Genomic DNA, 23,592 nt, shown 5'->3' with positions numbered 1-23,592 from the left:
ATGCCACGGGACAAAGGTGAGCCTTAAGCCAGCCTTAAGGTGAGAGAGAGAAGCGGGGCGAGGTAAACCTCACGAGGAGCTTATCGCTCGACATGTCCGCACCCTTCTCACCTTGCCCCGTATCTGCCGTTTACCGTAGCTGCACCCACATCCGGTGCCTGAAGACATTGGTCGCTCTGGGTCTGGTTTCAATCGGCCTCATTTCCTGCGCCGCCACCGCGCCGACGACCCGCACCATTGCTCCGCATGCCTTTCAACCGCCAGCACCTGAACCACGCTCATCCGGCCTTGAGCGTTACAAGGCGCGTGGAAACGAACCCTTCCCAGTCCCCGCTGTCGATACACAACGGATCGGCCAGCAGTTTCTGAAGCAGATCGTGGACTACAAGACCGAGCATCCACCCGGCACCATCGTCGTGGATCCCCAAAATCGCTTTCTCTATTTGATCAAGGAGAAGGGAAAAGCTGTCCGCTATGGCGTGGGCGTCGGCAAGGCCGGCTTTGAGTTTTCCGGAACCGCTCACATCGGCTTCAAGCGCCAATGGCCCCGCTGGACGCCCACGCCCGACATGCTCAAGCGTGACCCCGCTCGTTATGGCAAATGGGCCCATGGCATGGACGGCGGTGACAGAAATCCACTTGGGGCGCGGGCCCTGTATCTCGTCAAGGATGGCAAGGACACGCTTTATCGCATCCACGGGACCAACGAACCCTGGACGATCGGAACGGCTGCGTCATCCGGCTGCATCCGGATGCTGAACCAGGACGTCATCGACCTCTACAGCCAGGTTCCGACAGGCGCCAATATCGTCGTTCTTGGCCCCGCAGGGGCCTGATCTCCCTACCCACAAAAAGAAATCAGACAATCAAAGGATCGCATCATGCTGTTGAGATCACGTCAACGTCCCATACAATTTCCGGCAGTCCCCCTGGCGCTTCTGCTGGGCGTCGTCATGGCGACGGGTGCTGAAGCTGAAGACAAGGCCTATCCCGAGATCCTTAAGACCATCGAGCAGCAGGGCATTCGCATTCTCGGCGAGATGCAGGTTCCGGGTGGTCTCAGAGCCTTCGCCGCCAAAGCCGGAGCGCAGCCTCTGGCGATCTATCTGACACCCGATAATCAACACGTGGTCGTCGGAACGCTTGTCGATGCCTATGGGCAGGATATGGCGGAAGATCAGCTCAAGAGGATGGTCGAACAGCGCTTGAGCGAAGCCGCTTGGACCAAACTCGAGGCCGCAACCTGGGTTCAGGATGGCGATCCCGATGCACGTCGCATCGTCTATACCTTCACCGACCCCAATTGCCCCTATTGCAATCGCTTCTGGCTGGCCGCTCGGCCCTGGATTGAAAGCGGCAAAGTTCAGTTGCGTCACGTGATGGTCGGCGTGATCCGCCAGGATTCCCCCGCCAAGGCCGCCGCCATTCTTCAAGCGAAGTCGCCGGAAGAAGCACTGACGGAGAACGAGCGCAAACATGCCGATGGCGGCATTCACCCGCTAGACACGATCGATGGCGACACGGCCGCAAAGCTTGATCGCAACGCCACCTTAATGACCGAGCTCGGTTTCGGCGGCACGCCGGCAATCGTCTTCAAGACCGAGGAAGGTAAGATCGATACCTTCGCCGGGATGCCGAGCGAAGCTCAGATGGGCGCTTTTCTTGGACCGAAATGATCGGACGCTCAGCACTGTTTGGGTATCAGTTGGCCTCGCAGATAAAGCCCTAGTTCCTGGATTGCGGATGCGCGCGGTGATTGCCCACGCCAAACAAGTCCGATCTGGCGAGCTTGGGTTTGCCCTGCAATGGGCACCACCACGCTCGAATGCGCTTCATGCAATCCAGCCTCTATCGCTATGGTCGGCAGAAGCGTAGCGCCCTGCCCCTCGCCAACCATGGCGACAAGAGTGTGCAGGCTTGTCGCCGAAAAGCTGCTGCGCGCGCCACCAGCGGCTGCCGTCAACAGCGGAATGGCGTGTGCATGAAGGCAATGTTCCTTTTCCAGCAACAACAAGTCCAGTTGCGGCAAGTCTTCAACGTCGACCGACTCCGCCGTGGCAAGCGGGTGGTCGGCATGGCAGACGAAGTGGTAGACGTCCTCGAACAAGACCATGGTTTCCAGGCCGTTTACCGCGTGCGGAAAAGCCATGAGCAGCGCATCCAGTTGCCCCGCTCTCAATCGCTCCATGAGAGGAGCGGTCTTGTCTTCGCGCCAGCCCAGTTCGAGTTCGGGATAGCGCCGACGAAGTGCGGGCATCAATCGCGGCAGCAAAAATGGTCCAACAGTCGGGATCACACCGATTTCCAGCCTACCTGCGAGCATATCTGGACGAACGTGACCGAGATCCACGAGCTCGTCGCTCAACTGCAACATCATCCGCGCCTTATCACAAACCAAACGACCGAGAGGGGTCAACATGACCTGGCGTTTCGTTCGCTCGGCAAGCTGCCCGCCGATCAGCGTCTCAAGTTCACGAATGCCTGCACTCAGCGTGGATTGCGTCACCAGGCAGGAATCGGCCGCCCGACTGAAGTTGAGGTGCTCAGCAAGGGCGAGCAGATAGCCCAGATGTCGGAGATTAGGTGCGGGTTTCATGATCGATTTTTCCGATGAGTGTGTCCGCTTTTATTCGTTTCCAGAATACATATATATAGACATATGTATTGGTGGTCAAAACAGAAACACGCCTCGCACGAAAGCGAGCCACACAAGGACCAGTCTCATGAGTTGCTCCGATAGCGCCGTCAGCAGCACCGCCCCACAAACAGCCTCCGTATTGCCGGCCACAGTCATGCCGACACCCGCCGTAGGCGCCACTATGCCGCGGATCAACGAGCCAGCGCCGGACTTTTCCGCGAAGACCACTCATGGCGATCGCCGCCTTGCTGACTACAAGGGCAAGTGGCTCGTACTCTTTTCCCATCCGGCGGACTTCACCCCGGTTTGCACGACCGAGTTCATCGGCTTCGCCAACGCTTCGGCAGAATTCAAGGCGATCAATTGCGAACTGCTCGGCCTCTCAATCGACAGCATCTATTCGCATCTCGCGTGGGTGCAGAACATCAAGGAGAAGTTTGGGGTCGAGATCACCTTCCCGATCATCGAGGACCTGTCGATGAAGGTGGCAACCGCGTACGGCATGATCCATCCCGGCGCATCTGACACTTCGGCCGTGCGCGCCACCTTCATCATCGATGACAAGGGCATCTTGCGGGCCATGATCTACTACCCGATGACCAACGGCCGCAGCGTTCCCGAAGTTCTTCGCCTGGTCAGAGCCCTGCAGACAAGCCTCACCCACGGCGTCGCCACACCGGAGGCCTGGCAACCGGGCGACAAGGTCATTGTCGGCTCGCCAAAGACGATGGCTGAAGTGGAGACGCGGCTCGCGGAAGGTCTGGAGACCACAGACTGGTACTTCACCGTGAAGGAACTTGCCTGAGCCCCCCTCAGCGATCCTGCATCCTAGACGGTGCCGACAGCCGATCGACCTACGCGCCCACTTAGGCGCGTCGGTCAGACCGCGAGAACAAACCGCAACGCCCAACGACTGAGATTAACGAGGGTACCCAACATGACTGCAAAGCCCGATGTAAAAGGCTTCTTCGACGAGCGAACGTTCAGCATCCAATATGTCGTCAGTGATCCTGCGACACGGAAGTGTGCAATCATAGACCCGGTGCTCGACTATGACGAAAAGTCGGGCGCAACCGCGACTCGCAATGCCGATGCGATCCTGGATTACATCAGGGAGAAGCGCCTCAGCGTCGAGTGGATCCTCGACACCCATCCCCATGCAGACCACTTTTCCGCCGCTCGGTATCTGAAGGAAAAGACTGGCGCGCCGACCGCGATCGGCGCGCGTGTCGTTGAGGTACAAAAGCTCTGGAAGGAAATCTACAACTGGCCGGATCTGCAAACCGATGGCTCGCAGTGGGACCGGCTGTTTGAGGCAGGCGACACCTTCTCGGTGGGTGATCTCAAGGGCCGCGTCCTCTTCTCACCTGGTCACACGCTCGCCTCGATCACCTATGTGATCGGCGACGCCGCCTTTGTGCATGATACGCTGTTTATGCCGGACAGCGGCACGGCGCGCGCGGATTTTCCCGGCGGCAGCGCAAAGCGGCTCTGGGCCTCGATCGAGGAAATCCTGTCGCTGCCGGATGACACGCGTCTGTTCACCGGTCACGATTATCAGCCCGACGGGCGCAAACCTCTCTGGGAAAGCACGGTCGCCGACCAGAAGCGCAGCAATCCGCATATCGCCGGCAAGGTCGAGGCGTCCTTCGTGGAGCTGCGCGAGGCTCGCGACAAGACACTGCCCATGCCGAAGCTGATCCTGCATGCGCTTCAGGTCAACATCCGTGGAGGACGCCTCCCGGAACCGGAAGGAAACGGCAAGCGCTATCTGAAGATCCCGCTCGACGCGCTTGCAGGAGCTCCTTGGGAATGAACGACCTCGTCACCCAGGCTCTGACGGCTGTCGGTTCGGGCGGGCTGGTAGGCTTCACGCTTGGACTGATCGGCGGCGGAGGCTCCATTCTGGCGACACCTCTGTTGCTTTATGTAGTCGGCATCTCACAGCCACATATCGCAATCGGCACCGGCGCTCTGGCCGTTTCGATCAATGCCTATGTCAACCTCATCGGTCATGCTCGCAAAGGGCATGTCTGGTGGCGTTGCGCCTTTGTTTTTGCCGCCACCGGGACGGTAGGCGCACTCGCCGGCTCAACACTCGGGAAAGCATTCGACGGGCACAAGCTGCTTTTCCTGTTTGGCCTGCTGATGCTGGTCGTTGCAGCCCTGATGCTCCGGCCCCGGAGGACCATAGCGTCAGACGTCGTCAAGACAGATGGCCTGACATGCTGGAAAACGGCGGCTGTTGCCATAGCGGCAGGAGCAGCATCCGGCTTCTTCGGAATTGGCGGAGGGTTCCTGATCGTGCCGGGCCTGATGCTCGCGACCGGCATGCCGATGATCAACGCGGTCGGGTCGTCGCTTCTCGCCGTTGGCACCTTCGGCCTCGCCACTGCGATCAACTACGCAGCCTCGGGCCTGATCGACTGGGCGATCGCGGCCGAGTTTATCGGTGGCGGCGTGATCGGCGGCGTCGGCGGCATGCTGCTGGCAACTCGTCTGTCGACAAAGCGAAACCTCCTCAACCGGATCTTCGCTGTGCTGATCATCGTCGTCGCATTTTATGTCCTGTACAAAAGCAGCGCTGCGATCCTGCCGCTCTGATGAAAGGTTTGGAAATGTCTTTGTCTAAGCAGCAGAAATTCTGGAACCGAATCGCCGGGCGCTATGCAGCGCGCCCGCTCAAAGACGTGGTGGCCTATGACGCCATGATCGGCGATGTCGCGTCACGTCTCAAACCCGGAGATCACGTCCTTGAGCTCGGCTGTGGTACCGGCGGCACGGCAATCCGGCTTGCGCCCCATGTGTCACACTGGACAGCGACAGATTTCTCGGCTGAGATGATCAAGATCGCTCAGGACAAACCTGCGGGCGCCAACCTGACCTTCAAGATTGCGGACGCTGAGAATGCCTATGATGGTGGTCCGTTCGACGTCATCTGCGCCTTCAACGTTCTGCATCTGGTGGAAGATCAACCAGCCACCTTGGCGCAGATATTCGCCAATCTAAAACCTGGCGGTCTGCTTATCTCAAAAACCTGGTGTTTCGCCGACCTGAAGTTCAAGTTTCGTCTTCTGTTTCGTGCGCTGCAGTTCGTAGGCCTATTTCCTGCGGTCAGGCAACACAGCATCCCCGAGCTTCGGCACTCGATCATAGATGCTGGTTTTGAGATCACGGACGAGCGGATCTTCGGCAAGTATTCGCAAAACCCCTACATCGTCGCGCGTAAGCCTGAGACGTGAGATTTGACTTCGCGTCACCCCCCGAGAGGATATAGGACAACCAGATGCGTTTCAAAATTGGACTTGCGACAGTGATCACCTTGATACTGTCGGCTTACACACCGGCGCTGGCGAGCGACATGTTGATCGACGATTTCAAGCTGCAACCCGAAACGCGCTGGCGCTTTTTCGCAGACACCGTGATGGGCGGAAAATCATCGGGGCAGGTGCAATTCGAAAACGAAGAAGGACATGCGCATGCGCGCATGACCGGTAACGTTAGCACCGCCAACAATGGCGGCTTCATTCAGATCCGCATGAAGTCGCAGGATGCAGCACCAGAAAACACGATCGGAATACGCTTGCTGGTCCGTGGAAACGATCAGAGGTACTTCGTGCACCTGCGCACAGGAGGCACGATCTTGCCCTGGCAATTCTATCAGGCCGGATTTGATGTTACGCGGACTTGGACCGAGGTGCGACTTCCCCTTACTGAGTTCAAAGCGTCTGGACCGATCTTGCGCAACGTTCCCCGCGCAAGTAGCCTGACATCGATCGCGATAGCCGCTTACGGTCGCAACCACGATGCGGATATCAGCGCCCGCGAAATCGGCTTCTACTAAACCAACGCACCATTGCGGGGGAACCCTAAGTCGGTCAGCCTTTACGGGCTACGAGTCCGATAACAGCGGACGGCCCGCTATGCCCTGATCCCTCGTCAAGGAGGACTTCTTCTGCGACTAAGTGAAGGATTTCAAAGTGTCCAAAGGCGGACAGCAGCATTTCTCGCGTATAAAGCTGCGCCGGATCACTTGGCCCACCGGTTCGATGACGCAATTGTTCGGGTGTGTATCCCTGAACTACGAGATGACCTCCAGGTCTTAGAGCCGTTTTCATGGCGGCCCATTTCCGGGCCCGTTGATCAGGCGAGCTGAACTGGCTGAAGATATCCACCACCAGGTCATACGCGGCCACCGGATACTGCCACGCGTGAACATCCGCATGCACCAATTCGATTGATACACCGCGACGGATCGCCAGCCCTTCGGCTTTGCGCTGGGCGACAGCCGAGAAATCCAGTGATACGACCTGCCAGCCTTGTTCCGCCAACCATACGCCATTGCGGCCCTCGCCGTCTGCAACGCATAGCGCCCGCCCTCTGTTAGGGGCGGGAGCATGGGTCCGCAGAAACGCGTTGGGGGCCTCACCAAACACATAGTCGTCGGTATCGAAGCGACTATTCCAGCGCCTCTGCTCTGCGTCATTCATCAAAGATACTGGCTCCAGCCCGGCTTCACTGGCTCAGGCTCTTCGTTCTGAAGAACAGAGACTGGGCAGTATAGACCAGGATCGCCGCTCCCACAGCCCCCATGGCGGCCACACCCAACAGCACGATAATGTCGACAGGCCCACCGATGTCGCGCAGATGAGAATTTGTCACAGATTGCACGAAGACGACGGCCGCAACTGCACCAAAGGGCATGGCGAGTTGCGCCAGCAGGAACTTGCGCATCGACATCGATCGATCGCGGATCAGGACATATAGATAAGCCAGTGTCACGACGATCGCGGCGACGACCATGGCCCAGAACAGGCCGGGGCTGAAGATCTCTTCGAACACGGCGATGAGGGTTTCGAATGTCAGTTCTTTCATGGCGTCCTCCTCAGGCCTTGCCGCGCAGCATTGCATTATAGGTCGCCTTGAGGGCCACCTCTTTCATGAGCCAGCTGATCCATAGCTCCTCCAGCGGTGCTATGACGCCCGGAAACGAGGGGACCAGATTGTTGTGGTAGTCGAACTCGACCAGCATGGCGCGACCCACCCGGGTGATCAGGGGGCAAGAGGTATATCCGTCATAGACCGCAGTGCCCTCGCGCCCCTCTATGGCCGCGACCAGATGGTCTTCGACGACAGGCACCATCCACTTGACCGAGGCAGCCGTTTTTCCCTTCGGCACACCGGCCACATCGCCCAGGGCAAAGATCTCGGGATAGCGCAGATGACGCAGGGTTTGCATGTCGACCTCGACCCAACCCTGATCGGTCCATTTGTCCGCCCAGGACAGACCGGACTGCCGAATGACATCAGGCGCCCGCTGCGGCGGGATCACATGCAGATAGTCGTAAGGCATCTCGACTTCAGACTGCATTTCAACCTTGGTGATGGGGTCGAGTTTCGTTTCCACGAAGGTCGCGCGTTTCGTACCTGGCTCGATGGATTTCAGCCTGTGACCGAAATGTGAGGCGATTCCGCGCTCTTCAAACAACATGCGCACTTTTTCATGCACGATCGGCACGGAGAATAGAGCCTGCTGCGGAGCGGCGTAGTGCATCTCATATTTTCCGGCCGCACCGCCGCGGCTGGCAATATCCTCGATCAGAAACGTGTGTTTGAGCGGTGCGCCCGCGCATTTCATCTCCGTGGCTGGCCGCGTGAACAGACCGATGCCGCCTTTCTCGGTGAACTCCGACGCTGCCTGCCATGTTCGAGCCGCATATTCAGGTCCTGCATACAATGCGCCGATACCGTTCTGGCCGACGAGATCCAGTGAGAAACCCTCGATGGCATCATGGTCCAGCACGAGCCCGGGTGCGACGACCAGAAAATCGTAAGGCAGGATCTGCCCGCCCGTGGTTGCAACGGTTTTCGCGACCGGGTCGATCTGACCCGCGTGCTCAGCGATCAGGGCAATACCGTCCGGCAGCCAATCGGTGGTTTTTGACAGTGTATAGCTAGCAGGCTTCAAACCCGCAGCCACCAGCGATAGACCGGGCTGATAGAGATGCTCGGCGCGCGCATCGACGATCGTGATCTGGGCACCATCGAGCCGTGCCACCAGATGGTTGGCGAGAGCGGTGCCTGCAGCCCCCGCCCCAATGATGACAATGCGGGCTTTCGTCGCAATCCGGGCAGCGCGCGCCGGAAGGCCAACTGTTGCAGCAGCCAAGCCCGCCACACCGAAGCCGAGCAAGGCGCGACGGGAAGTCTGTAAATCTGTTAGTTTCATGGTGTTCTCCTCCGAGAATTGCCGTATCTTTGCCACAAGTTTGCCAGCCGCCATTTGATAAAGATCAAACGCATTCATAAAACCATATGTGTTGCAAATTGCGAGCCCGGCGACACTCAGCGGTTACCGAGCAGCTTGTTAGTATCGTCGAACTCGGAAGCGATGTTTCACTCAGGCACGCAGATCGCACCGGCCCGCATTGCAAGTGCCGTACGCACGATCAGCCCGACGACGATGGCCATCAGGAGCACCAGAAGACCCGTCCCTATGTAGCGATGGGCCGCCGAGCTTGCAGCTTCGGCATAGCCAAAGCTTGCGATCGACAAGGCCGCGAGAGGAAAGGAAAGTGCCCACCAGGAAAGCGCGAAAGGCATGGTCCGAAACTTCGGCCACTGCGTCAAAACGAGCAGCGCAAAGACATAGGCCACAGAGAGGAGGAAGTGTCCGAAATTGCCAACCTCTCCCGTCAACCGCAACCATGCAGTGAAGGCCACGGCGGGCGGCGCAACCAGGATCATCAGCGTCGGCACCATACGGCCCGGCAAAGGATCGTGAAACATAAGGCGGTTCATGACCAATGTCAGGAGCACCAGCCAGAAGATGAGTCCGCCAGAGAAGAACAGCCAGGACACCTCCATGTAACCGAGCCTGGCACCTGCCAGCGGCACGATGACATTGCCAACGGCCGGGATGAACCATGCCGGCGTCAACTGCCCTTGTTGGAAGGGACGATGACCGATCCAGGCGCCGATCACCGACAGCGCCAGAATACCTTGTATGGCAGTGGCCGAAAGCCAGACAATGTGTGCAACCCCTGGCACTAGATCAAACAGCCCGGCTGACAACAACAGCAACGAAATCGATATTGCTGGGAAGAAGGCTATCCGCACGGGATGATTCCACTCTGCCTTCACTTCGGCAAAGTGATTGAAGACCTTGGCGGAGTAGCCAATCGCTACTGCAACTAGCATGACCACCGATAGTGTTAAGGCTCCCCTGGAGGCCAGATTGCTAAATGCGTAGGCGTGTTCGGCCGCCCGGATGGCCAGCGTGAGCCCCATCATACCCATCCCCACGGCGAAGAACGTGACAGGGTAATGCGCAAGCCGAATTGTTGCGACTGGGTGAGTGTCTGCAGTCGTCATTGCTTCTGTCCGTTACTGAGTGTGGAGATGAAACGACCAGACGAACGAGTAATCACGCCTGGCCATAATGCCATCAGATCAGATGAAATCAGTCCGAGTGGCAGATCACGAACCGTTGTCGTTCAGTCTCTTTTCATCTTCCTTCATCTCCAGCCACATCGCGTTCATAACCGCAAAGATGGCCGCCAGTGGGAGACCGAGGATCCAGGCGAAGTACCACATTTTTCAGTCCTTTCTAATTCGCGACCTGTCGGCCGATCCGGGATCAGCCTTTGGACTGACCATTCCCTTTGCCTTTGCCCTGCCCGCCTCCGGCGGCGCAGCGCTGAAACGCCGGAAGGTGGTTGTTAATCGAGGCATCCCGCAAAGCGGTAAACACGCGTGTTATGTCAGGATAACGCATCACCGCAGGAAGCAGGTCTTCGTCATACAAGCGAGCATTCTCAATTTCGGCGGCAACGCCAACTGCGCAAACCTCTTGCAAGGTAGCGGGCAGTGCCTCAAGCGGTTTGTCACCCGTGAGGTACCCGTTGGCGGGCGCGACCATGTCATAGGTTTTCATCAGATCCAGCAGGGCAGCCTGATGCTTGCGCTCGGCCTTGATAATATTCGAGAATGGCCGCACATCGCCAAATGCGGCGAGTGTTGCGGCATAGACGGCCTCGGCGTGGTATTCGTCGTCAAGGGCGCGCAACACCGCCGTCTGGGCGGCCTCTGGCAGTGGAGCGGCCAGCGCCGGGCCCGCGGCCAATCCGGCCAGAGTGGCCACAGTGCAAAGCGAAAGAGGTCGTTTCATCGATTCAATCCTATCTGGTTGGGCTGGCTGACCGAACATTATGGCCCGGTGCAGCCTTTGTTCCTGGGGCGAAGGGACCGCCCGTTAGTAGACCGAGTGCGAGTTGTCGGTGACGTCGGCTTCGGTGACCTTGCCCCACAGAACCTTGTAGACCCAGGCCGTGTACATCAGGATCAGCGGCATGAAGATCACGGTCACCACCAGCATGATGAACAGCGTCAGATGGGACGAAGAGCTATTCCACACCGTCAGCGACGATTGCGGGTCGGACGAGGAAGGCATGATGAAAGGGAACATCGTCAGGCCAACGGAAGAAATCACGCCGAGGATCGCCATCTTCGAGAACAGCAGCGTGGAGACTTCCCGGCCTGCGCGCAGGCCGAGGAAGGTCAGCACACCACCCAAGATGCCCATGACAGGCGCCACCGCGATCCACGGACGATCTGCATAGGCCGTCAGCCATGTCGCCGTCTTCTCAACCTCGAAATGCAGCGGATTGGATGGGCCACCCGTCAAGTAGTCGCCGACAATACGATAGCCCTCAATGCCCACCGCCATCCAAAGGCCCGCCAGAGCATAGGCCGCGACCGCAACGAGTGCCGCGACGGAGCCGATGGTGCGGGCACGGCTCTGCACCACACCATCAGCCTTCAGCGTCAGCCAGGCTCCCCCATGCATGATGAGCATTGACAGCGACACCACGCCGGCCAGGATCGAGAACGGATCGAGAAGGCCGGTGAACTTCAAGTACCAAGCGCCTTCATAGATCGAATGCAGGTCATCGGTGAAATGAAACGGTACGCCCTGGATCACGTTGCCAACGGCGACGCCGAACAGGAGGGCAGGTACGGCGCCAGAAGCAAAGAGCGCCCAGTCCCAGGCGGTGCGCCAGCGCGGGTCATCCCGTTTCGAGCGGTATTTGAATGCCACCGGACGAACGATGAAGGCCGCCAACACCACGAACATGGCGAGGTAGAAGCCCGAGAAGCTTACGGCATAGAGCGGCGGCCAGGCAGCAAAGATCGCACCGCCGCCGAGGATGAACCAGACCTGGTTACCCTCCCACACGGGGCCTACCGTATTGATTGCCACGCGACGCTCAAGATCGGTCTGTCCAACGAAGGGCAGTAAAGCTCCGACGCCCATATCGAACCCGTCTGTCAAGGCAAACCCGATGAGCAACACCCCGAGCAGCCCCCACCAGAGGACACGCAGAATTTCGTAACTCAGCAATTCATGCAGGATCATGGCGATTACTCCGCTGGCATGGCTATGGCGTCGGCATTGTGCCGGCCAGCAAGCCGTTCATTGTGACGCACAACCCAGGCATCGGTTTCTGGTACATCCTGGAACGGGCCCTTGCGGATGTATTTGAGCATCAGCCCCATCTCGATGACGAAGAGGATCGTGTAGAAGGTGATAAACCCGGCCAAGGTCAGCGCGACCTCGGTGATCGAAAGGGCACTGACGGACATGGCTGTCGGCAGCACTCCGTCAACCGTCCAGGGCTGGCGACCGAATTCGGCGACGAACCACCCCATCTCGGCTGCGATCCAGGGGGCCGGGATCATGATGACCGCGAGCCAGAGGGCCGGACGCGGATAGTTCATGCCCTTGAACGAGGCGCGGTAAAAGAAATAGGCCATGGTGGCGATGAAGCCGAAGCCGAGCCCGACCATGATCCGGAAGGCCCAAAACAGCGGCCAAACGGTCGGCACGGTGTCATTGGAGGCAGCAACGATCTGCTCTTCCGTCGCCTGCCTTGGATCCTCGACATATTTCTTCAAGAGGAATGCGAAGCCCAGATCGGCGGAATGACTTTCAAACGTCGCCTTGATGGCCGGATCGGCTGCATCGCGCTTCTCGCGGATATGCATCAGTGCGTCATAGGCGATGATGCCACTGCGAATGCGGGTTTCAGCCTGAGCCACAAGATCATTGATGCCAGGGATTTCCGTCGTCAGCGACCGCGTACCGATCAGGCCCATCGCCCACGGTATTTCGATCGCATAGTGGGTTTCGCGCGCATCTTGGTCGGGGAAGCCGACCAGATTAAACGGTGCCGGGGCCTCGTGGGTTTCCCACATGGCCTCGATGGCAGCCAGCTTCATTTTCTGGCTGTGGGTGGCCGAATAACCGGATTCGTCTCCGAGCAGCACAACTGAAAATGCCGAAGCCAGACCGAAGGCAGCAGCCACGGTGATTGACCGACGGGCCAGTTCGACGTGACGCTCCTTCAAGAGATACCAGGCAGACACGCCGATCACGAAGACCGCAGCCGTGACATAGCCCGCAGAGACGGTATGGACGAACTTCGCCTGTGCAACCTCATTGAACAGCACCGCGAAGAAATCGGTCATTTCCATGCGCATGGTCTGCGGGTTGAACTCCGCACCCACCGGGTTCTGCATCCAGCCATTGGCGATCAGGATCCACAAGGCCGAGAAGTTTGAACCGATAGCGACCAGCCAGGCCACCGTCAGATGCGCAACCTTGCTCAACTTGTCCCAGCCGAAGAAGAACAACCCGACGAAGGTCGCTTCGAGGAAGAAAGCCATAAGCCCTTCGATGGCGAGCGGAGCACCGAAGATATCGCCGACATAATGGCTGTAGTAGCTCCAGTTCATGCCGAACTGAAACTCCATCGTGATGCCGGTCGCGACGCCGAGAACAAAATTGATCCCGAACAGGGTGCCCCAGAACTTGGTCATCTGTCGCCAGATGGGGCGATTGGTCATGACATAGACCGTCTCCATGATCGCGACCAGGATCGAAAGGCCCAAGGTCAGCGGCACGAAGAGGAAGTGATACATGGCGGTCATGGCAAACTGCAGCCGTGACAGCTCGACGATACCGAATTCCATAGATTTGGCTCCAGTGGTGAGGGCGAATGGCCCGCGATACATATTCGAGTTCGTATATGTATCGCGTAATTCGCGCCCGGGAGCTTTGATTCAGATCAATAACCAGTATTCTTGATATGACTTTTTTCTAAAGCCACGATCCGCCCCGCGAATTCGGTCTCGATCCGCCGATGCGCAGCAATCAAAATGGCCGCATCCGGTAGGATACGCCGGATACCCAGAAGAACAGCATAGGCAGTGGCGTCGTCGAGCCCTTCTGTCGGCTCATCCAGCAGCAGGACGCGCGGAGATCGCAACAATGCCCGCGCTAGGACGAGGCGGCGGGCTTCCCCACCGGATAGGCCATCTCCCCGCGGGCCGATGCGGGCTGAGAGCCCGCCGCGCTCTTGCACGATGTGATCGAGCTGCGTCGCTGCTAGGACGTCCCACAAACGAGCTTCCGCGACCGGCCCTGCAAGCTCCAGCGCCTCGGCGAAAGTCCCTGCCATAAGGCTGCTGCGCTGGGGCAATAGGGTGACGTGGCGACGAAGGACGGTCTCCGGCCAATCGGCAATTGCTCGCCCACCCAAGACGATCTCGCCGGCCGCTACGGGATGGAGACCGGCAATTGCCAGAAGCAAAGTCGATTTTCCCGTCCCGCTGACCCCGGTGATCGCCACGGTCTCACCGCGCGCCACAGAAAACGACGTTTCCCGCATGAGACGCTCCGTTCCACCGGGGCGATGGAGGACAAGGCGCTCCAGGCGCAAAGGTGGGCTGTCAAATCCCGGCACCTCGTCAGCATCCGATAAAGCGGGCCGGGCCAGATCGCCGCCAACCCGGCGGGCGGCGTCGGCCATACGACCGAAATCTGCGGCGGCACGGCGCAAAGGTACAAGGGTCTCCGAAAGGGCAAGGGCGGCAAAGAAACCGAGGGCTGCGAAGGCAGGCTCAATCTCCCCCGACTGAACCAGCACCATGCCGATCCCAAGCGAACCACCCGCAACGACGGACGTCACGGCAGCCAATAGGGCGCCCGCACGGCGCTCGGCTGCATCCAGCCGCCAGCGATGCTGCAGGCGTCGAAACTCGGCATCCTCGACAGCGCGCCTCTGTGAATCCAAGAAGCCGTAGACCGCAAGATCACTGCGGGCCCGGATCATGTCGATCAAACGCGAACGGAAAGCCTGAGCGGCGAGTTCGGCCCGGCGTGACATTCGCGTCGTCGCGCCTGCGCCCCATCCGAAGGCTAATCCCGCGCCGAGCATGTAGCCGACAAAAACCCACAGAGCGACCAGAGGCGAGACGAGAAACCACAGCGCGACGAGCGCCACGATCTGAGCCGAGACACCCGCAAGCAGCGGAAGAACCAATCGCAGCGCGACCCCATCAAGCGCGTCGATATCAGCGGTCAGCCTGTTGAGCGTCTGAGCGCCCCGCATCCGGATCATGCGATTGTAGCTGCTGGTCAGAAGGCCAGCGAGAAGTCTGAGCCGAAGTGTTTCCAAAGCACGCAAGGTAGCATCATGGGTCAGCATTCGCTCACCGTAGCGCGCAGCGGCCCGACCAAGCGCGAGGAAGCGAACCATGGCCGAGGGACGAAACACGTCGAACACCGCCCCTGCTCCCGCCAGACCTGCGGCCGCGGCTGCCGTAATAAACCAGCCCGAAAGCCCCAGAAGGGTAACGCCCATGACGATCACGGCAAGGCTGAGGGCGGCACCGCGCAGCATGGCCGTCCGCTGGGCCACCAGGATAAGCCGGAAGATAGTCCAGAGCGCCTTCACATCGCATCTCCCAGGTCGATGACTCGATCCATGCGAGCAGCCAAGGCCCTGTCGTGGGTCGCGATGACCAGGGTCGCACCCAGCGCCGCCTGCGCCAGAAGTCCTTCAATGACCATGCGAGCCGTCTCCGCATCCAGATCCGCCGTCGGCTCGTCTACCAGAAGCAGGTCAGGTCGCCCATGGATCGCCCGGGCAAGCGTCAGCCGGCGAGCTTCACCACCGGAAAGGCCAGCGCCTGTTTCTCCGAGCCGGGTCCTGAGCCCCTGTGGCAAGGCCTCGACGACTTCGGCTATTGCAGCGGTTTCAAGAGCAGCGCTCACGTCGCCGCCGCGCCCGAGTGTGAGGTTCTGGCGCAAGCTGCCGCCCAGAAAATGCGGCGCCTGCGGCATCCAGCCCAACCGCGCGCGCCAACTGTCGGCGTTTTCGGCCGTCAATGGCTGACCTGCGACGATGACAGATCCATCCCTTGGTAATTCCAGACCCGCCATCAGGCGCAGAGCGCTGGTCTTGCCCGAGCCACTGCGTCCCACGAGCGCGACACGTTCTCCCTCGGCGATTGCGATGTCGGGGAGCTGTTTGCCTGCCGGCGTGCAGCAGCCATGCAAGGCCACACGCGCAGGTCCGGGCAGTCGCACTGCAGCGGCGCCCGCACCTGGAAGCTTTGAATGCGGCTCGGAAAAATAGGCTGCAAATTCGTCCGTCACTGCCATGGCCGCCTGCTTGTCATGCCATGCCACGGATAGATCACGCAGCGGCTGATAGAATTCTGGCGCCAGTAGAAGCAGGAATATCCCGGCTTGCGGCGTCAGAGGCGCTCCCCAGGCACCGAACTGCAACTCTCCCAGAAGCGAGAAGCCGACATAGACGGCCACCATGGCAACGCCGATGGCCGCAAACAGTTCGAGAACAGTTGAGGAGAGGAAAGCCACCCCGAGCACGGCGACCGTGCGCCGCCGCAGGTCGCCCGCCTGCTTCGAAAAGCCCTCCAGCACTTTAGGGCCGGCACCTAGCAGGCGAATGTCGACCAAGGCAGACAGCCGCTCCACGAGGAAATCGTTCAACGTCCCAATTTCGACCATTTGGCGGGCACTGGCCTGTTTAGCAGCCATTCCAACCAGAGCCATGAACAAAGGGATCAATGGCCCGGAAATCAGAAGCACAATACCAACTGCCCAAGAGTGCCAGAACGCCAGCACCAGAATGACCAGCGGCAACACCATCACCCTTGCCCGGGCCGGGCCATAACGGGAGACGTAAGGGCCCAGCAGTTCGAGCTTCTCGCTCGCCAACGCAGCAATGCTGCCTGCGCCGCCGAATGTGCTGTCATTGGCGCGGCTTGCCTCAGTCGCGACCAACTCCACCCGCACTTTTGCGATAACGGCTTCTGCGGCTGCTTGGGCATTCAAATCCGCCAAGTATCCCAGCACGGCACGGAGAAAGCCAAGCCCGGCAAAGCCTAATGCGGCAACAAGCGGCGATGACGCGTCGCCAGCCAATAGATCCCCGATAGCCCAGGCGACCACGGCTGCCTGCAGAGGCCAGATCAACCCCGACAGCACCGAGAGACTAGCAGCACGACGTCCTCGGTCATGGCCAGGGCTGAGAAACACAGAGATGTCGGAAGTTCGTCGGGAAGGAGGGGCCATGAAAGCACTCAAACTTTAATCTCAGATGCGACTTAAAGCAGGTTTTGCTCTCCGACTGTGATCTAAATCAAGGACCGCAAATGGGCGCTGTATACTTTCGGAATGTAACTCCCGAGGAAATGGCACAGATGCGGCTCACCACCAAAACCAATTTGGCAGCACGTGTGCTTATGGCTTGCGCGGTCAACGACGGTAGAACGCTGCGCAGTGTTGAGATTGCCGATGCCTGTAATGCCTCTCTCAATCATCTTCTGCTAGTCGTCGGGGCTCTGCAGGCCCATGGTTTTGTCGAGACGATCCGCGGCCGCAACGGCGGGCTTCGCTTGGCCCGCGCGCCGGCTAAGATTTCGATAGGCGAGGTTTTCAGGGTCTTCGAGGCAGGTGTGCCCTTCGCGGAGTGCTTCTCGCCTGACACGAATACCTGTCCCCTAACCGCCTCATGTCGGCTGCGCAATTTCGTGTCGCGAGCCGTGGAAGCGTTTTACCACGAGTTGGACATGGTCACGCTTGCCGATCTGACCAAAGGCAACTGCGGCCTGGACGAGTTGCTTTCGGTCAGAGACAGCCTCGGCAGTGCATGTACTGAATCTGTTGTGACCTAAAGGCGCCGCTCCCACCGTCGACCGCACGCGAACGTCCGTAAAACCTTTCGCGGCCCGCAACTGGCGCCACAAGGTTGGCTATCGTTTGCGGTTGACGGAAGTAGACCTGCGACCAACAAATTCCAGGTAGTCACTATTGAGCGGCCTCAAACCGTACCGTCGACCCGGCTTTACGTCGCATGCATGCCGGAGGATAACCGAGGCAGATAAATAATTTAGTTTAGTTAGAACGTCCAGTAAGGGACCGAAAGGCGAATTTATTCAACGCACTGACAGGGGAGAAAGGCGCTCTGTCCTCTCTCCCCCACAAGCACTAAACCGGTCTCCCCATGCTTCGGCTTGCGGCCTGCAGCACCGGTCGCATTTCCATGAAATCCGTCTCGGCCCTCCGGGTGGGTGATCCCCCTCCGGTTTAGCGCTTGTCCCCCTCTCTCCAGCTGTTCCGCACGAGCTCGGGAGCAGGAGCGAGGCTCCTGCCCTCCCTTCGATTTCGGGAGGCCAAGGAGTGATCGCGTGCGCTTGTGGAGAGGGAAAGATGACAGAAAAGCTTGAGCTGCAACCCAACGAGCCATTGTCCGTGAAGGTCGAACGTCACCGAGCCGTCTACCTGGCAGCCGTCAACGGCGAGGGCGGCGCTGACATGGATCAAGAAGCGAATGCACGTATGGAAATCATCAGGCACGCGCCGTCAGATCAGGATGAGAGAGATCAGAAGCTACTTTACGTAGCGGGGTACCTAATTGCCTCTAAGGGGAGCCTAAACCCTGAGGAAATGGAGCTTCTTCTTTCAGGCTCCATCTCACTATCGGGGCATTGATGATCAACAGGCATCTGGCCCTGAAATCAGTAGTTGGTGGCAACCCATTCGCCGGATGCAGACTTGGCAAATCGAATGACGCGATCGAGAGGAGCTGCGTTCGGATTCCTCTTGATGGCCGCAACGCATGATACGCCTGGACCGCTGGCGTTCTCGTCACACTCTCCCAAAGCAAGGGTTACATCGGCTTCACCGCGGCCGGTCCTCAGAGGATTGCGGGCATAAGCCTTGCGGTATGCGGCTAGGGCTTCCTCTTCTGTCGGTATTTCAAGCACAGGGGCCGGAGGTTCGGGAATTAGGGAGGGATTGGCTGCGATAAGGGCCGCGATCTCCGCATCAGTAGGGGCCCGAACAACCGGCTCTGGCTCCGGCATGATGAGATAAGTACCTCCAGCACCGGCGAGAATGCCGATACCTGCGGCTGCTACGATGAGAATGTTGCTGTTCATGTCATCCACTCAGTCATTCAGGTTGAACCAAGCGCGCTGCTTGACGCCCTTATCGTTCGGAATGTCGAAATAATAAGGATCCGCGCGGCGAGGGCGGGGCTGAGTGATCTGCACCATGCAGCCATTGTCTCGGTTGAAGACATCATTGTCGTTGTTCTGGTTGATCTGCCGGATCGTGACACCCTTGCGCTCGTTTTCGCGCTTGTCACCAAATTGGGTACGGAAGGCGGCACGGTTGCTGCACTGGTTGACGGTCTTCGTGCACTGATCCTTGTCGTCTCGTCCCAAGAACGACCGATCCCCATCGGTGCGGGAGGAAACGGCGGTCATGCCGGCAGGGCATTCCTCGTAAGGTTCATAGCCCGGTTTTCCGGCTTTTGCTTCATGGCAGATCGGCCAGGAGAAGCCGGGCTTCGCCATAGCTGATATGAGCCTTTTCATCGGGGGAACGCAGTAGGGGACGCCACGCCAGGAGGGGCTTTGTGAGGCTGCGCACAAGAGAATCTGGCAACCCCATGAGGCATCCTCGGCCTTGGCAGATGCTGGAGAGATGGCAAGAGCCGCGAGACCGGCTACGGCAAAAAACACTGGTTTCATATCAGGTGTCCCTCTTGATCAATGCTGCTGAAATTGCCGGCTCTGAAAAAGGTTCTTCGAGCGGAGTCCTGTCTTGGATGCGTTCGCCTGCAGCGTAGATGACGGCCGAAATCAACGCGAAGCACGCAAACCAGGAAATGCCGATGCGATAGAGCAGTGGCTGATTGGGAATGTCCCGAGAAACCGCGGCGAAGGCGAAGAGCCCGACCAGGTAGCTGTCGAAGGACAAGTGACGCTTTTCGTGGAAAGCCAGCGACAGGATGAGAAGGAAGGCCGCAAGTAGCGCGTGGATCCACCAGAGTCTCTGCGCCGGGATTATGAGGGCGATCGAGAGGGAGATGGCAAGCAGCAAGCCAGCCAAGGGATCCGTTGCGAGAGAGGTCGCAATATGTGCGAGGTCTGGCAACTATCGGTCTGTCCTCTTCGGCTTGTTTCGCGCATCAGCAAAAGGAGGAGAGATCTCGCTTTTCCTCTCGGCCAATAGATTGAAGTCGGCGATCGGATGCCGATCTAGCGTCTTGTCGACAGCTTTGCGGCGCCATTCGTTCATGTCCAACACGTAGGTTCCCCACATCCCATACCGGGCGGCCATCGCGTTGGTCTGATAAGCGTAATATTGGGCGTTGATGTAAGGGGAATCGAGACGAGCCCAACCGACGCGCAGCATTTCGGCGGCGAGATCCACACCGTTAGCCGTGCATTGTGCGACGGGTATCCCATCGTTCGCGTAGGCCAGACCGACGCAAGTCGTGGGTCTGTTTCCGACAGTCCTTTTCAGCCAGGCCTTGGCGAAGGGACCGCATGGAACGGGGGTTGGAGCCTGTTGCTTGTCGCGGTTGATCCACTTTGGGTTCAAAGCCCATTGAGGAAGCTCACAGGTGTCGATGCCAGCCAACCTTACTTTATAGCCATTGCCAAGCGTGCCGAACCATAGCGTTCGGCCGTCGAGAACGGTTACCGGCCCTTTGAACGTCGGCAACCGAACAGCAGCAGCAACGGGAGGCGCAGCCTGACCGCGTAGGGCGTGCCAGTTCTGATAGATCGGATCGGCGGCAAACGCCGGCAGGGCCAAAGAGCTTGCGGCGATAGCAACGATAAGGCGGTTTCTCATGGCTGGGCGCTCCTCGATCGCTGGTTCGCCTCACGACTAAGCAGGATGGAAGGGTGCTGAACGTCGGAGAATTGCCAAAGGCCGGCCTTCTTTTGCTGAGCAAGCTGCTCGGCTATGGCGTAGGGGGCATGATAAGGGAGACCATCGGTCTTCAAGGCGGCGAATGCATAGCCGCTTGTCACCATGATCTGCGCGAGGTCGAGCCTTTGGCTGCCAACCGTGGCGTAACAAACGACATATGAGATGCCGTTAAGCTTCGCCACGGGGGCACAGATCGGTTTGGTGTCCTTGATGTAGGCAGCCAACATCGCAAGCGATGCCTCGCCGCAATCCTTCTTGTTGCCCTGACCATCCGTGTAGGCAGTGCCGCGCAAGCAGGACTGGATGCCATAGAGACGAAACCGTTCTCCGTTCGAGATCCAGGTGTCCCCCGTTTCCAGGGTGATGCCGGGAGCAAGATCGAAGTACCCTTCAGGTGCGGCATTGGCTGCAAAGGGCAGTAGAGTCGCGACGAGTGCAGCAGCAAGCTTCATTGCGCCTTCACCCGAGGATCTGCCCACATGCCGTAGGAACCCTTCTGGCCGATTTCCTGAGCCTCCGTGAGATCAGGACGTTCGAATGAACCATCAGCTTTCTTAGTCAGGCGAACCGCTCCTAACGACAGAAGCTGCTCCTCAAGATTATCAACCGTGTCCATTGCTCCAGGATAGTTATAGTAGCCGTAGCAAGTGACATCCTGAACGGGGGCAGTCTGCTCGCTGATGAAGGCCCTGCAGAACAGAACCTTGGGGCTCTGCAGCATCGTTTGCAGCTGCTGCGTACCAAACTCCTCGCAAGTCCCGGAATAGTCCTCTGCGCGATTGACCAGATCGCCGCTGCAGGGCTGAACGCCATACAGATGCAACGTTGTCGCTTCATCGACGCGAAACTCAGTCGCCGAGATAGCCTTGAAGCCATTGGCAGTGGCGTACCCTTTGCGATCAGCGACTTTGCCGGTCCCGTCGTAATACTCGACGACAAGAACCGTCTTGCCCGGCGCCGCCAGTGACCTGATGTAGTCCTTGTTCACCGCAGGAGCGGCAAGCGCTTGTGTTGCCAATGCGCAACTTACAAGCGCAGGAATGATGGCCTGTTTCATATTCTAGCCCTAACCATCCGTAGTGCGATTGTTGACCCTGCAAAATAGGGTTTAACACCGATCAGAAAACTTGTAAGAGTGAATCAAATCGGTATCATGCGTGCATTAACTCTAGTCGGTTTTCATGGCGATCACAACACCGTTTGACGGGCGGGTGCGATGGATAAAAACACTGTCTATGCAGGGTATCTAGGCCCGCGAACCCTGACTAGCGCAGCATTATCCGTGCTGCTCGCGGCCAATACTGCTGCGTCACAAGACTTAGCCACAACAGGGCGTATTTCCAGCGATTACAACGATTCTGTGACAATCAACGAGGAATCTCTTGTCACGAACTTCGAAGATCGCTGGAGCGGTGTCGAGACATCGGAGAAGGAATTTGTCCTTGGTGCAAACGGTGTTGTCACGAAGGGCGGAGCTGAAGTATTGGGCGCAACGGCGTCGAAAGACGCGGGCGCCAAAGGGCATCACATTGATGCGTCTGTCAGCGCATATTTTGATGTCTCGGAGCGCGCCACCGGCCGCATTGAGCCTGTCCAAACTCCCACTCTAGATACTAGATCTAGTGATACCCCCGAAAATCTAGGGGCAGGAACTCCCGTTGAAGAGTGCGGGCCGTCGCCCCTGTCACCTGACAAGATTAAAGCGTTGGTTGCATCCACTGCGCGCCGATACAGCGTCGATGAGGGCTTCGCGGTTGCGATTGCCTGGGCCGAAAGCCGCTTCGATGAGATCCGCAATTCACCGAAAGGCGCACGCGGACCTATGCAGCTTATCCCCGAAACGGCGGCTCGCTTCGGTGTTCAGGACATTTGCGATCCCGCTCAAAACATCGAGGGCGGGATGAAGTACCTCCGCTTCCTGCTCGATGAGTTTCAGAACCCGCTTCTGGTCGCGGCCGCTTACAACAGCGGGGAGGGGCGCATCTACGAATATGGCGGCGTTCCGCCATTCCAAGAAACCGTCGGCTATGTCGCAAAGGTCGTGAATTTCCAGCTTGGCCTACCGATGCCAACCGGCAAACGGAAGGCGAGCGGGATCGTCCGAGACATGGCGGCAAAGAACACCAGCGATGCCGGTGTCATCGCTGTGGAGAAGACCGGCAAGTTCGTCGGCGGCGTGATGCATTTTTAAGGAGAGAACTATGAAGAACGTCGTTTCCCGGCATTCCGGGGCATTGAAGGCAGTAGCCGTCATTGGCTTGGTGGCAGCCCAGCAGGTTGCAGGCGCTGATCAAGCGCTTGCACAGGCTGGCGGTGGCGGCGGCGGTGCATTCGCCCCCCTTCAGACAGCCGTACAGATGATCGTTGACTTCATCACCGGCCCCTTCGGACGTCTGATGGCAATCATCGCCGTGATTGGCCTCGGCTTCCTTGCCTTTGCCGGCAGGCTTTCGTGGTTCACGGCCGGAGCCGTTGTCATTGGCATCGGTCTCGTGTTCGGCGCCCCTGCCATCGTTGACCAGATGATTTCGTCGGTAGGCGGCAGCTGATGAGCGATTTTCAGGACGAGAAGCCAGCTTTGACGCCGTTGGTGATCGGCTTGACCCGTTCTCCGACGCTATGGGGCGTGCCCTACATGGCGGTCGTCCTGATCATCGGCGTGACAATCATTGGGTGGCTGGTGACGAACCATCTGGCGGCACTGCTGATCGCGCCAGCCGCCTACCTTGTCCTTTTCTCGCTTTGTGCCTGGGACAGCAAGATTCTCGACGTCCTGCAGGTCACGTCCCGCAAGACGCCAAGGACCCCCAACAAGCGCTTTTGGGGCACCAACTCATACGGACCATAGTAG

28 protein-coding genes and 1 pseudogene are annotated in these 23,592 nt (G+C 58.8%); 12 read left to right on the top strand and 17 right to left on the bottom strand.

The genetic code is table 11. The features are described 5' to 3' along the window. Positions 1-92: 92 nt before the first annotated feature. Both C0V73_RS22290 and dsbG read left to right on the top strand, forming a co-directional pair. Positions 93-836 carry a L,D-transpeptidase gene (locus C0V73_RS22290; RefSeq protein WP_102022212.1) on the top strand — a complete coding sequence of 248 codons (744 nt, stop codon included), beginning with the start codon at positions 93-95 and terminating at the stop codon, positions 834-836. A gap of 45 nt (positions 837-881) precedes the next feature. Continuing rightward, complete coding sequence (dsbG, locus tag C0V73_RS22285; RefSeq protein WP_102022211.1) at positions 882-1,676, top strand: thiol:disulfide interchange protein DsbG; 795 nt, start codon at positions 882-884, stop codon at positions 1,674-1,676. Positions 1,677-1,684: 8 nt separating this feature from the next. Here the strand turns inward: dsbG and C0V73_RS22280 are convergent, their stop codons facing one another. Beyond that, the gene (locus tag C0V73_RS22280) at positions 1,685-2,596 is read right to left on the bottom strand and encodes a hydrogen peroxide-inducible genes activator (RefSeq protein WP_102022210.1); all 912 of its coding nucleotides are present in this window, start codon (positions 2,594-2,596) and stop codon (positions 1,685-1,687) included. A gap of 127 nt (positions 2,597-2,723) precedes the next feature. On the opposite strand from C0V73_RS22280, the gene C0V73_RS22275 reads away from it, so the two are divergent. The 5 genes and pseudogenes from C0V73_RS22275 (at position 2,724) to C0V73_RS22255 (ending at position 6,482) form a co-directional block, all read left to right on the top strand. Beyond that, on the top strand, positions 2,724-3,443 hold the full coding sequence (locus C0V73_RS22275; RefSeq protein WP_102022209.1) for a peroxiredoxin: 720 nt from the start codon (positions 2,724-2,726) through the stop codon (positions 3,441-3,443). Between the two features lie 141 nt (positions 3,444-3,584). Then, positions 3,585-4,454: pseudogene (locus tag C0V73_RS22270) on the top strand (MBL fold metallo-hydrolase); the annotation flags it as partial. Then, the gene (locus C0V73_RS22265) at positions 4,451-5,242 is read left to right on the top strand and encodes a sulfite exporter TauE/SafE family protein (protein ID WP_102022208.1); all 792 of its coding nucleotides are present in this window, start codon (positions 4,451-4,453) and stop codon (positions 5,240-5,242) included. The pseudogene C0V73_RS22270 and the gene C0V73_RS22265, both read left to right, overlap by 4 nt. A gap of 14 nt (positions 5,243-5,256) precedes the next feature. After that, positions 5,257-5,880, top strand: a complete 624-nt coding sequence (locus C0V73_RS22260; protein WP_102022207.1) for a class I SAM-dependent methyltransferase — start codon at positions 5,257-5,259, stop codon at positions 5,878-5,880. A 44-nt stretch (positions 5,881-5,924) separates the two neighbouring features. Next, the gene (locus C0V73_RS22255) at positions 5,925-6,482 is read left to right on the top strand and encodes a CIA30 family protein (RefSeq protein WP_102022206.1); all 558 of its coding nucleotides are present in this window, start codon (positions 5,925-5,927) and stop codon (positions 6,480-6,482) included. 34 nt (positions 6,483-6,516) lie between these two features. Here C0V73_RS22255 and C0V73_RS22250 read toward each other — a convergent pair whose 3' ends face one another. The 10 genes from C0V73_RS22250 to cydD form a co-directional block, all read right to left on the bottom strand. After that, positions 6,517-7,128: a class I SAM-dependent methyltransferase gene (locus C0V73_RS22250; RefSeq protein ID WP_102022205.1), complete on the bottom strand. Its 612-nt coding sequence runs from the start codon at positions 7,126-7,128 to the stop codon at positions 6,517-6,519. A 25-nt stretch (positions 7,129-7,153) separates the two neighbouring features. Beyond that, complete coding sequence (locus tag C0V73_RS22245; protein WP_102022204.1) at positions 7,154-7,513, bottom strand: DUF5368 domain-containing protein; 360 nt, start codon at positions 7,511-7,513, stop codon at positions 7,154-7,156. A gap of 10 nt (positions 7,514-7,523) precedes the next feature. After that, entirely contained in the window at positions 7,524-8,867 is a 1,344-nt protein-coding gene (locus C0V73_RS22240; protein ID WP_102022203.1) for an FAD/NAD(P)-binding oxidoreductase, read from the bottom strand. Positions 8,868-9,034: 167 nt separating this feature from the next. Then, the gene (locus tag C0V73_RS22235) at positions 9,035-10,012 is read right to left on the bottom strand and encodes an SLAC1 anion channel family protein (RefSeq protein ID WP_102022202.1); all 978 of its coding nucleotides are present in this window, start codon (positions 10,010-10,012) and stop codon (positions 9,035-9,037) included. A 105-nt stretch (positions 10,013-10,117) separates the two neighbouring features. After that, entirely contained in the window at positions 10,118-10,234 is a 117-nt protein-coding gene (cydX, locus tag C0V73_RS22230) for a cytochrome bd-I oxidase subunit CydX (protein WP_102022201.1), read from the bottom strand. Positions 10,235-10,277: 43 nt separating this feature from the next. After that, positions 10,278-10,808, bottom strand: a complete 531-nt coding sequence (locus tag C0V73_RS22225) for a DUF2202 domain-containing protein (protein ID WP_102022289.1) — start codon at positions 10,806-10,808, stop codon at positions 10,278-10,280. Between the two features lie 84 nt (positions 10,809-10,892). After that, complete coding sequence (gene cydB / locus C0V73_RS22220; protein ID WP_102022200.1) at positions 10,893-12,056, bottom strand: cytochrome d ubiquinol oxidase subunit II; 1,164 nt, start codon at positions 12,054-12,056, stop codon at positions 10,893-10,895. A gap of 5 nt (positions 12,057-12,061) precedes the next feature. Beyond that, positions 12,062-13,672: a cytochrome ubiquinol oxidase subunit I gene (locus C0V73_RS22215; RefSeq protein WP_102022199.1), complete on the bottom strand. Its 1,611-nt coding sequence runs from the start codon at positions 13,670-13,672 to the stop codon at positions 12,062-12,064. 95 nt (positions 13,673-13,767) lie between these two features. Beyond that, positions 13,768-15,438, bottom strand: coding sequence for an ATP-binding cassette domain-containing protein (locus C0V73_RS22210; protein ID WP_102022198.1), 1,671 nt, complete (start codon positions 15,436-15,438; stop codon positions 13,768-13,770). Further along, positions 15,435-17,048, bottom strand: a complete 1,614-nt coding sequence (gene cydD, locus C0V73_RS22205; RefSeq protein ID WP_210200181.1) for a thiol reductant ABC exporter subunit CydD — start codon at positions 17,046-17,048, stop codon at positions 15,435-15,437. The genes C0V73_RS22210 and cydD overlap by 4 nt, the downstream gene beginning before the upstream one ends. Before the next feature lie 164 nt (positions 17,049-17,212). Between cydD and C0V73_RS22200 the strand changes: the two genes are divergently transcribed. Further along, positions 17,213-17,686, top strand: coding sequence for an Rrf2 family transcriptional regulator (locus C0V73_RS22200; protein WP_102022288.1), 474 nt, complete (start codon positions 17,213-17,215; stop codon positions 17,684-17,686). A gap of 535 nt (positions 17,687-18,221) precedes the next feature. Then, complete coding sequence (locus C0V73_RS22195) at positions 18,222-18,503, top strand: hypothetical protein (protein WP_102022196.1); 282 nt, start codon at positions 18,222-18,224, stop codon at positions 18,501-18,503. 26 nt (positions 18,504-18,529) lie between these two features. Here the strand turns inward: C0V73_RS22195 and C0V73_RS22190 are convergent, their stop codons facing one another. The 6 genes from C0V73_RS22190 to C0V73_RS22170 all read right to left on the bottom strand — a co-directional run bounded on the left by C0V73_RS22190 (position 18,530) and on the right by C0V73_RS22170 (position 21,798). Continuing rightward, positions 18,530-18,952 (bottom strand): hypothetical protein, encoded by a 423-nt coding sequence (locus C0V73_RS22190; protein WP_102022287.1) that lies wholly within the window; start codon positions 18,950-18,952, stop codon positions 18,530-18,532. 9 nt (positions 18,953-18,961) lie between these two features. Continuing rightward, positions 18,962-19,372 (bottom strand): hypothetical protein, encoded by a 411-nt coding sequence (locus tag C0V73_RS23180; protein ID WP_348627206.1) that lies wholly within the window; start codon positions 19,370-19,372, stop codon positions 18,962-18,964. Between the two features lie 178 nt (positions 19,373-19,550). Beyond that, a complete protein-coding gene (locus C0V73_RS23175; RefSeq protein ID WP_245408073.1) occupies positions 19,551-19,901 on the bottom strand; it encodes a hypothetical protein in 351 nt (116 codons plus the stop codon). A 54-nt stretch (positions 19,902-19,955) separates the two neighbouring features. Next, positions 19,956-20,660 carry a thermonuclease family protein gene (locus C0V73_RS22180; RefSeq protein ID WP_102022195.1) on the bottom strand — a complete coding sequence of 235 codons (705 nt, stop codon included), beginning with the start codon at positions 20,658-20,660 and terminating at the stop codon, positions 19,956-19,958. Beyond that, positions 20,657-21,193 (bottom strand): thermonuclease family protein, encoded by a 537-nt coding sequence (locus C0V73_RS22175; protein WP_102022194.1) that lies wholly within the window; start codon positions 21,191-21,193, stop codon positions 20,657-20,659. The genes C0V73_RS22180 and C0V73_RS22175 overlap by 4 nt, the downstream gene beginning before the upstream one ends. Next, the gene (locus C0V73_RS22170; protein ID WP_102022193.1) at positions 21,190-21,798 is read right to left on the bottom strand and encodes a hypothetical protein; all 609 of its coding nucleotides are present in this window, start codon (positions 21,796-21,798) and stop codon (positions 21,190-21,192) included. Before C0V73_RS22170 ends, C0V73_RS22175 begins: the two co-directional genes overlap by 4 nt. Before the next feature lie 159 nt (positions 21,799-21,957). On the opposite strand from C0V73_RS22170, the gene C0V73_RS22165 reads away from it, so the two are divergent. From C0V73_RS22165 to C0V73_RS22155, 3 genes are read left to right on the top strand one after another with little or no spacing between them, the layout of a single operon-like run. Further along, positions 21,958-22,932 (top strand): lytic transglycosylase domain-containing protein, encoded by a 975-nt coding sequence (locus C0V73_RS22165; protein WP_102022192.1) that lies wholly within the window; start codon positions 21,958-21,960, stop codon positions 22,930-22,932. Positions 22,933-22,942: 10 nt separating this feature from the next. Then, complete coding sequence (locus tag C0V73_RS22160) at positions 22,943-23,290, top strand: TrbC/VirB2 family protein (RefSeq protein ID WP_102022191.1); 348 nt, start codon at positions 22,943-22,945, stop codon at positions 23,288-23,290. Further along, positions 23,290-23,589: a VirB3 family type IV secretion system protein gene (locus C0V73_RS22155; protein ID WP_081950740.1), complete on the top strand. Its 300-nt coding sequence runs from the start codon at positions 23,290-23,292 to the stop codon at positions 23,587-23,589. The genes C0V73_RS22160 and C0V73_RS22155 overlap by 1 nt, the downstream gene beginning before the upstream one ends. Positions 23,590-23,592 lie beyond the last annotated feature (3 nt).

This window comes from Rhizobium sp. TH135, assembly GCF_002855515.1.
Classification (GTDB): domain Bacteria; phylum Pseudomonadota; class Alphaproteobacteria; order Rhizobiales; family Rhizobiaceae; genus Allorhizobium.
This window is presented reverse-complemented; position numbering and strand designations above follow the sequence as displayed.